The sequence below is a fragment of the Streptomyces sp. NPDC049597 genome (assembly GCF_040675505.1).
Taxonomy (GTDB): Bacteria; Actinomycetota; Actinomycetes; order Streptomycetales; family Streptomycetaceae; genus Streptomyces.
Map to the genome: position 1 here is coordinate 228,845 of NZ_JBFAOY010000009.1, position 6,000 is coordinate 234,844.

Genomic DNA, 6,000 nt, shown 5'->3' on the forward strand with positions numbered 1-6,000 from the left:
CCATGGCTGTTGAAGAAGTGCAGGGCGAACAGGCCGGGACCGAGGCCGTGGAGACCTTCACGGTCAAGCGCTACCCGGTCGCACCCGGCGTCCGGCTGAACGTGCGCTCCGGCCCCGGTACCCAGTACGCGATCGTCCGGGTGCTGCCGTACGGCGCGAGCGTCCCGATCAACTGCCAGAAGCCGGGTGAGACGATCACCGGCCCCTACGGCACCACCAACATCTGGGACAACATCGCCAACGGCGAGTTCGTCTCCGACGCCTACGTCCAGACGGGCAGCGACGGCTACGTCACCATCCGCTGCTCCTGACCCTCCGCCTCGCCGTGGGGATAATCGACCCGTGAGCGAGAACAACGAGAACCCCGGCGACACCACCGGCAGCGGCACCGGACCGCGGCCCGAGCCCATCCGTTGGTTCGGCACCACCTGGGTCGAGCACGACGGGGGCTACGGGCTGCGCCGGGCCGCCGTCGGCGCCGGGGCGCTCGTCACCGCCTTCGCCGCCGCGCTCGTGCTGCGCTTCGCGTACCAGGGTCTGGCCATCGCCGAGGTCGGCGGCTTCGTGAACGCCCTCGTCGTCGTGATGTTCGCCGTCTGCAGCGCCATCGCCTTCCGTACGACCTGGGCGGGCTTCGGCCGCCGGCCGACCGGCTCCCCCGCCGAGGACTCGCTGCGCAGCCTCAAGGTGATCGGCTTCATCGGCTCCCTCATCGCCTACTCCCTGCGCTGCCTGGCGGAGGCCCCCGGCGAGGGACTGCGCCGCGCCGAGTACGAGACGGCGCTCCGGCAGTACGAGAAGCGCCGCGGCAGCCGCTCCGGGAACCCGGCGAACCGCGCCCGCGGGAACGGCAAGCGGCGCGCCTAGGTCTCCCGGGCGCTCACGCCCCGCCGGCGTCGGGGTCCCGCTCCGCCGCGGCGTCGTGGGCGGCGCGCGCCTCGGCGATGGCGACCGGTGGCGTGGTGCCGCGCGACGAGCGGCACGCGTCGGCCGGCGAAGACGTTCCGGGCTGAGGGCGGACGGAGACGTTCCGGCTGAGGATGGGGCGCATGACGGATTCCGCCCAGTCCCGGCGCGCCCTCTCCTTCGACACCGCGGCGGACCAGTACGACGCCGCCCGCCCCGGCTATCCGCCCGCCCTCTTCGACGCCGTCGAGGAACTGGCCGGCCGCCCGCTCACCGACGCACGGACCGTGGACGTCGGCGCCGGCACCGGCATCGCCACCCGGCTGCTGCGCGAGCGCGGCGCGCGCGTCACCGCCGTGGAGCCGGGCGCCGGTATGGCCGACCGGTTCCGCCGGTCGCTGCCCGGCGTTCCCCTCGTCCGCGGCCTCGGCGACGCCCTCCCTCTCGCCGACGCGAGCGCCGACTTCCTCACGTACGCCCAGTCCTTTCACTGGACGGACCCCGCCCGCTCCCTCCCCGAGGCCCTGCGCGTCCTGCGGCCCGGCGGCGCACTCGCCCTGTGGTGGAACGTCGCCGACCGGGACGTCCCCTGGATCGCCGCGCAGGAGGAGCGGCTGAGGCGTGACCTCGGCAGCGCGGCACACGGCGCGCCCGGCGCCGCCCGCGCCCTGCCCGACGGCGTTCCCCGCGCCGAACGCCGTCTGCACTGGAGTCGGCGCGTCCCTCTCGGCACCCACCTCGACAACCTCGGCAGCCACTCGCTGTTCCTGGTCGCGGGCAGGGACGCGGCCCGCGCCTTCCTCGACCGCGAGCGGGCCGAGCTGCTGCGGCTGTTCCCGGACGGATGGGTCGATGAGGCGTACGCGGTCGACCTCACGGTCACCCGCCGTCCTGCCTGACCGGTTCCCACCCGGCCCCGTCCCGACGTCCCTCGTCCTTGACGCCCCGGCATCGCCAGGCGCATTATTCATCACATGATGAATTCCTCTGGAGTCGCGATCCTGGCCCGCGGCCTCACCGTCGTACGAGGAGACCGCACCGTCCTGCGCGGCCTCGACTTCACCGTCCTGCCCGGCCGGATCACCGGGCTCCTCGGGCCCTCCGGCTGCGGCAAGTCGACCCTCATGCGCGCCGTCGTGGGCACCCAGGCCAAGGTCGCCGGCGCCCTGGAGGTCCTCGGCCGCCCGGCCGGTGACGCCGGACTGCGCTCCCGGATCGGCTACGTCACCCAGGCCCCGTCCGTCTACGACGACCTCACCGTCCGCCAGAACCTCGACTACTTCGCCTCCGTGCTGCTCCCGGGCCGGGCCCACCAGGACGCCCGCGAGGAGCACGTCGCCCGCGCCGTCGCCGACGTCGACCTCACCTCGCACGCCGACGCCCTCGCCGGCCGTCTCTCCGGCGGCCAGCGCAGCCGCGTCTCGCTCGCCGTCGCCCTGCTCGGCACCCCCGAGGTCCTCGTGCTCGACGAACCGACCGTCGGCCTGGACCCCGTCCTGCGCCGCGACCTGTGGGACCTCTTCCACCGCATCGCCGACGACCGGGGCGCGACGATCCTCGTCTCCTCCCACGTCATGGACGAGGCCGAGCGCTGCCACCGGCTCATGCTCATGCGCGACGGCGAGATCCTCGCCGAGGACACCCCCGACGACCTGCGCGCACGCACCCGTACCGAAACCGTCGAAGCGGCCTTCCTCCGCCTGGTCGACGAGGCCGACGCCCTCCAGGAGAACGCCCGATGAGCTCGGCCCGTACCCTCGCCACAGCCGCCCGCGTCCTGCGCCAGCTCCGCCACGACCCGCGCTCCATCGCCCTGATGCTGCTCGTGCCGTGCCTGATGCTCCTGCTGCTGCGCTACGTCTTCGACGGCAGCCCGCGCACCTTCGACTCCATCGGCGCCTCGCTGCTCGGCATCTTCCCGCTCATCACGATGTTCCTGGTGTCCTCCATCGCCACCCTGCGCGAACGCACCTCGGGCACCCTGGAACGACTGCTCGCCATGCCCCTCGGCAAGGGCGACCTCATCGGCGGGTACGCCATCGCCTTCGGCCTCGTCGCCGTCGTCCAGTCCCTCCTCGCGACCGGGCTCGCCCTGTCGGTCCTCGGCCTCGACGTCGTCGGCTCGCCCTGGCTGCTGCTCCTGGTCGCGCTCCTCGACGCCCTGCTCGGCACGGCACTCGGCCTGTTCGTCTCCGCCTTCGCCGCCTCCGAGTTCCAGGCGGTCCAGTTCATGCCGGCCGTGATCTTCCCGCAGCTGCTCCTGTGCGGCCTGTTCACCCCGCGCGACCGGATGCAGCCCGCCCTCGAAGCCGTTTCGAACGTGCTGCCCATGTCCTACGCGGTCGACGCCATGAACGAGGTCCTGCGCCACACCGACACCACCGCCGCCTTCCTCCGCGACGTCCTGGTCGTCGCCGCCTGCGCCGTCCTCGTCCTCGCCCTCGGCGCCGCCACCCTGCGCCGGCGCACCGCCTGAACCGTCCCTGCCCGCCACGTGGACGCCCACGGCACGTCACCGCCCCCGGTGCAAGGATGTGAGCGCACGCATCCCGACCGGCGAGGTGAACAGAGCCATGACCCAGACAGTCGCAGTCCTCGGTACGGGCAAGATCGGCGAGGCCCTGCTCAGCGGCATGATCCGCGCCGGCTGGCACCCCGCCGATCTGCTGGTCACCGCCCGTCGTGCCGAGCGTGCCGAGGAGCTCCGCACCCGTTACGGGGTCGAGGCGGTCACCAACGCCGAGGCGGCCAAGCGCGCCGACACCCTCATCCTGGCCGTCAAGCCCCAGGACATGGGCAAGCTCCTCGACGAGCTCGCCCCGCACGTCACCGCCGACCGGCTCGTCATCAGCGCCGCGGCCGGCATCACGTGCTCCTCCATCGAGGAGCGTCTGGCCACGGGAACCCCGGTCGTGCGTGTCATGCCCAACACCCCCGTCCTCGTCGACGAAGGCATGTCCGTCATCTCCGCCGGCAGCCACGCCACCACCGAGCACGTCGTGCACGCCGAGGAGATCTTCGGCGGCGTCGGCAAGACCCTGCGCGTCCCCGAGTCCCAGCAGGACGCCGCCACCGCGCTCTCCGGATCGGGCCCGGCCTACTTCTACTTCCTGGTCGAGGCGATGACCGACGCCGGCATCCTCCTCGGCCTCCCGCGCGCCCAGGCCCACGACCTCATCGTCCAGGCCGCCATCGGCGCCGCGGTGATGCTCCGCGACAGCGGCGAACACCCCGTGAAGCTCCGCGAGGCCGTCACCTCCCCGGCCGGAACCACGATCAGCGCCATCCGCGAACTGGAGAACCACGGCGTTCGCGCGGCCCTCATCGCCGCCCTCGAAGCCGCCCGCGACCGCAGCCGCGAGCTCGCCTCCGGCAACGGCTGACCCTCTCGTAAGCGAGGCCGCCGCCGTGAACGGCGGCGGCCCCGTGCTTCCCCGCTTCAGGCCGGCAGCAGCCCGATCGCGCGATAGGCGGCGTCGACCGTCGGACGCGCCATCCCTCTGGCCCGGTCGGCGCCCTTGCGCAGCACCTCGTCGATGTACGCCGGGTCGGCCGCAAGTTCGGCGTGGCGCACCCTGACCGGCCGCAGCACCTCCACCACGGCGTCGGCGACGTCCTTCTTCAACGCGCCGTACGAGCCGTACTCCCCGGCCAGCTCCCTCGGATCACGCCCGGTACAGGCCGCCATGATCTCCAGCAGGTTGGTGACACCCGGCCGCTCCTCCCGGTCGTACGCGACATCCCGCCCGCTGTCCGTGACCGCCCGCATGACCTTCTTGCGCACCACGTCCGCCTCGTCGAGCAGATACACGATCCCGGCGCCGGCCTCGTGGGACTTGCCCATCTTCGACGTGGGGTCCTGCAGATCCATCACCCGTGCGGCCACCGGCGGATGCGTCGCCCGTGGCACGGTGAAGGTGTGCCCGTACCGCTGGTTGAACCGGACGGCGAGGTCTCTGGTCAGCTCCACATGCTGGGTCTGGTCCTCACCGACCGGCACCTCGTCGGTCCTGTAGGCCAGGATGTCGGCCGCCATCAGAGCCGGATACGTCAGCAGCGAGAGCCGTACGCTCTGCCCGGACTCCCGCGCCCGCGCGCTCTTCTCCTTGTACTGGATCATGCGCCGCAGCTCGCCGTCGGTGGCCGTGCACTCGAGGATGTACGAAAGCCGCGCGTGCTCGTCCACATGGCTCTGCACGAAGAGCGTGCACAGTTCCGGGTCCAGCCCCGCGGCCAGCAGCAGCGTCGCCGCCTGCCGGCTGAGCCTGCGCACCCGCGCCGGATCGTGCTCGATGGTCAGCGCGTGCAGGTCGACCACGCTGAACAGGGAGCCCGACCGGTGCTGGTCGACCTCGACCCAGCGTCGCATCGCTCCGAGGTAGTTGCCGAGGGTCAGGTGCCCGGTCGGCTTGATGCCGCTGAAGATCCGCTTCATTCCGTACTCCACTCCGTGTCGGGTCGAAGCCGCCGCAGCGGCGGCCGGACCCCGGAGCGGGGATACGAGAACGGCCGCCGAAGCGGCGGCCGTTGAAGAGCATGCGCAGGTGCCGGCCGCCGTCAGGCGGCCCACCAGAGACTGAGGCACGTGCGCGTGGTCATGCGGCACAGCCTACGCCCGCGGGGTCAGAGTTGACACCGGGTTGCGCCATCCGTAGTGTTCTCCGAGTTGTCCGACGTGAGCACCGGCTCAGGCTGGTCCCCGGACACCATTCCGCAAGACCCACTCGAACGAGCGACAGAGTTTCTGGCGCCCGTCTTTTGCGTGCGTTTTCACGGAATGAGGAATCCTCGTTCGACTTTCGAACGAGCGAGACCCCGATTAGCGTCGGGCCTCGGGATTCCGCTAAAGTCTCACTCGTCGGAACGGCCCAACGGCCGGGAGGACAACCCCCTCTGACTGGGAATCAGGCCCGAAAGGATCTGATAGAGTCGGAACCGCCGGAAAGGGAAGCGCGAAAGCGAAGAACTGGAAAGCACCGAGGAAATCGGATCGGAAAGATCTGATAGAGTCGGAAACGCAAGACCGAAGGGAAGCGCCCGGAGGAAAGCCCCAGAAGATTCTGCGGGTGAGTACAAAGGAAGCGTCCGTTCCTT

8 protein-coding genes are annotated in these 6,000 nt (G+C 71.4%); 6 read left to right on the forward strand and 2 right to left on the reverse strand.

The window, feature by feature from the left end:
* The first annotated feature begins 2 nt into the window (after positions 1–2).
* Both AB0K02_RS13785 and AB0K02_RS13790 read left to right on the forward strand, forming a co-directional pair.
* A complete protein-coding gene (locus AB0K02_RS13785) occupies positions 3–311 on the forward strand; it encodes an SH3 domain-containing protein (protein WP_365992587.1) in 309 nt (102 codons plus the stop codon).
* Between the two features lie 31 nt (positions 312–342).
* Entirely contained in the window at positions 343–867 is a 525-nt protein-coding gene (locus tag AB0K02_RS13790) for a hypothetical protein (protein WP_365992588.1), read from the forward strand.
* 13 nt (positions 868–880) lie between these two features.
* On the opposite strand, the gene AB0K02_RS13795 is transcribed toward AB0K02_RS13790, so the two are convergent.
* Positions 881–1,051: a hypothetical protein gene (locus tag AB0K02_RS13795; RefSeq protein WP_365992589.1), complete on the reverse strand. Its 171-nt coding sequence runs from the start codon at positions 1,049–1,051 to the stop codon at positions 881–883.
* Between AB0K02_RS13795 and AB0K02_RS13800 the strand changes: the two genes are divergently transcribed.
* From AB0K02_RS13800 to proC, 4 genes are all read left to right on the forward strand, one after another.
* Positions 1,050–1,805, forward strand: a complete 756-nt coding sequence (locus AB0K02_RS13800) for a class I SAM-dependent methyltransferase (protein ID WP_365992590.1) — start codon at positions 1,050–1,052, stop codon at positions 1,803–1,805. The genes AB0K02_RS13795 and AB0K02_RS13800 overlap by 2 nt on opposite strands.
* Positions 1,806–1,880: 75 nt before the next feature.
* Positions 1,881–2,648 (forward strand): ABC transporter ATP-binding protein, encoded by a 768-nt coding sequence (locus AB0K02_RS13805; protein WP_365992591.1) that lies wholly within the window; start codon positions 1,881–1,883, stop codon positions 2,646–2,648.
* Complete coding sequence (locus AB0K02_RS13810) at positions 2,645–3,382, forward strand: ABC transporter permease (protein ID WP_365992592.1); 738 nt, start codon at positions 2,645–2,647, stop codon at positions 3,380–3,382. The genes AB0K02_RS13805 and AB0K02_RS13810 overlap by 4 nt, the downstream gene beginning before the upstream one ends.
* Before the next feature lie 97 nt (positions 3,383–3,479).
* Entirely contained in the window at positions 3,480–4,289 is an 810-nt protein-coding gene (gene proC, locus AB0K02_RS13815) for a pyrroline-5-carboxylate reductase (protein ID WP_365992593.1), read from the forward strand.
* A 56-nt stretch (positions 4,290–4,345) separates the two neighbouring features.
* Here proC and trpS read toward each other — a convergent pair whose 3' ends face one another.
* Positions 4,346–5,341 (reverse strand): tryptophan--tRNA ligase, encoded by a 996-nt coding sequence (trpS, locus tag AB0K02_RS13820; protein ID WP_365992594.1) that lies wholly within the window; start codon positions 5,339–5,341, stop codon positions 4,346–4,348.
* Positions 5,342–6,000 lie beyond the last annotated feature (659 nt).

Coding starts and splice junctions, on each gene's coding strand:
- AB0K02_RS13785 (WP_365992587.1), top strand. CDS start 3: ATGGCTGTTGAAGAAGTGCAGGGCGAACAGGCCGGGACCGAGGCCGTG.
- AB0K02_RS13800 (WP_365992590.1), top strand. CDS start 1,050: ATGACGGATTCCGCCCAGTCCCGGCGCGCCCTCTCCTTCGACACCGCG.
- AB0K02_RS13795 (WP_365992589.1), bottom strand. CDS start 1,051: ATGCGCCCCATCCTCAGCCGGAACGTCTCCGTCCGCCCTCAGCCCGGA.
- AB0K02_RS13805 (WP_365992591.1), top strand. CDS start 1,881: ATGATGAATTCCTCTGGAGTCGCGATCCTGGCCCGCGGCCTCACCGTC.
- AB0K02_RS13810 (WP_365992592.1), top strand. CDS start 2,645: ATGAGCTCGGCCCGTACCCTCGCCACAGCCGCCCGCGTCCTGCGCCAG.
- proC (WP_365992593.1), top strand. CDS start 3,480: ATGACCCAGACAGTCGCAGTCCTCGGTACGGGCAAGATCGGCGAGGCC.
- trpS (WP_365992594.1), bottom strand. CDS start 5,341: ATGAAGCGGATCTTCAGCGGCATCAAGCCGACCGGGCACCTGACCCTC.